Below are 2308 nucleotides of genomic sequence, written 5' to 3'. Positions count from 1 at the left end.
GAAAGCGTTTCCGTTTTTTAGTATACTTTTAATAACACGATGTCAATGGTTTCAAAGAAATCTAGACATTAACACACTTAAATCATTACTTCCGTTTTTTTACTACTTGTGGTATTTCTATAAATCTATTTAATAAGCAAAACCATTCTTTTTAAGACATTATTTTGTTGTAAAATTGATAATGCTTTTAAAACTATTAAAAGTATGTGTTTAAAAAAAGATAAGCTAAAAAGATAGGAATTAACAATGGATACAGTAAAAAATATATATCAAACTTATAAGCAACGTTTGGTTAGTCTTGACTCTCGCAATAAATCATTCTTTTTAAGTGTTTTATATCCTAAAAATCATCTGGATTTAGTCACAATGTCTAGTCTTTTGCAATTTGATGGTGATTTAACAAAATCAATTTTATACAACTACGATATTTCCTATCAATCCCAAACTTACCCTCTTCAAGAGATTACTAAAATATTCGAAACCGAAAGTAGTAATCCATATAGCGAAATCAAAAAATCTTTACAATGTATAAAAGATAATGATATTAAAAAATGAATCGATTTAAAAGCTAAAGGGTCGTATTCAGAAATTAAAGAGTTTTTGGCAAATATCATTGCTAAATTAGATACAGAGCAAAAATCCTTATTAGATCAATTTAAATCTTTAGAACGCTCAGTTCAAAGCGACAATCGTGATCACGGAAAAGACGATTTATATCTTGGATATCCATTTATTGAGGGGAAATTTCCGGGCGGGAAATACTTCCGCGCACCTCTTGTATTACATAAAATCAAATTAACAGAAGCTAATGCTAAACATAAAATAACATTTGTTAAAGATGGCAAAATGATTAATCCAGTGTTTGTTTTAGCTTATTTAAGTTTTAATGAACAAGATGCTAAATTACTTGATTTTAAGATTCAAGATGACAATGATGACACTGATGAAATAACTATTTTAGACGATGCATTTAAACTCTTAGATGGCTTGGGCATTAAATATACAAAGCCGCAAACTTCTGCTTTGTTGCCGATCAAAAGCATAACCAAAAAAGATTTTGAAAGTATTGAAGAAATAAATTTACAGCCAGTTAACCACTTTGTTATTAAAAACAACGTTGTCATTGGAATGTTTCCAGTTTCGGATTTAGCTTTATATAAAGATTTAGACTATTTAGAGAAAAATCCAGACAAGGCTTCCCCTTTATTAAAAGATTTTTTTAATAGTACAAAAACGTTTAATGAAGGCGAAAAAGATTATGCTCCAAAAGAAAAAGAAATTTTATATGTATCACCACTTGACTGAAGTCAACGCGTAGTTATCAAAGATGCCTTATCAAATAATCTAGTTATTGAAGGACCACCAGGAACAGGAAAGTCTCAAACGATTGTTAATATCATTATTAACCTGATTAACAGCAATAAACGGGTTTTGTTTGTTTCACAAAAATTAGCAGCCTTAGAAGTTGTTTACAACCGTTTGGGAAACTTGCGTGAAAATGCTTTATTAATTAAAGACCACATTCACAATCGTGATGATTTTTATGCTCAGTTAAAAGCCACAACTAATAATTTAGATTATTTAGCTGATGAGAACAACATTCAACAAGCAAATCAGACGATTGGACAATATTTTGATATTCGTGACAAAATATTGCAAGAAAAATATTTTAAAAATTATAGTTTTGAATCTGTTGTTAAATTTATTAATAACAAACCTAATGTACAACTAAATGAAAAGGCAATTAAAACGATTCAGGAATTTAATTCATTTGTTGAAAAAGATAAACTTGATTCAGAAATTATTTTAAACAATTTATTTTCGATTGAAATGGAGGAAAAACTAAATGAGTATTTAAAACTAAAAACCTTAGATCTATACAAATATGTAGATTTAAAAACCATTAGTTTTTTATCTAAACAAAAAATCGATAATAATGCAAAAGATTTGTTGAAACTAAATTTCTTTTTACACAAGACGAATCAACCGATAATTCAGACCGAAAAAATCACTAATACTGAAAAATTAAAGAAATATATTAGTTCACCGAAAACTATGACATATAATGATTTTTTAGTTTATGCGAAACAGCTTTACAACAAGATTCAACAATCTTCTAATCATTTAAAAACCTTAACTTCAGATTTATATGATGAAATAAACGAAAACCTTTCGCTTTTAAATTTAACTAAAAATGATTGAACTAAGATAAATGGGAAGTAATGATTTAAGTGTGTTAATGTCTAGATTTCTTTGAAACCATTGACATCGTGTTATTAAAAGTATACTAAAAAACGGAAACGCTTTC

Annotated in this window: 1 protein-coding gene; it reads left to right on the top strand. The window is 27.7% G+C overall.

The window, feature by feature from the left end; translation table 4 throughout:
* Positions 1-246 precede the first annotated feature (246 nt).
* Positions 247-2223 carry an AAA domain-containing protein gene (locus tag T384_RS0105895; protein ID WP_027120214.1) on the top strand — a complete coding sequence of 659 codons (1977 nt, stop codon included), beginning with the start codon at positions 247-249 and terminating at the stop codon, positions 2221-2223.
* Positions 2224-2308: the final 85 nt, after the last annotated feature.

This window comes from Mycoplasma testudinis ATCC 43263, assembly GCF_000687795.1.
Classification (GTDB): domain Bacteria; phylum Bacillota_I; class Bacilli_A; order Mycoplasmatales; family Mycoplasmoidaceae; genus Mycoplasmoides; species Mycoplasmoides testudinis.
This window is presented reverse-complemented; position numbering and strand designations above follow the sequence as displayed.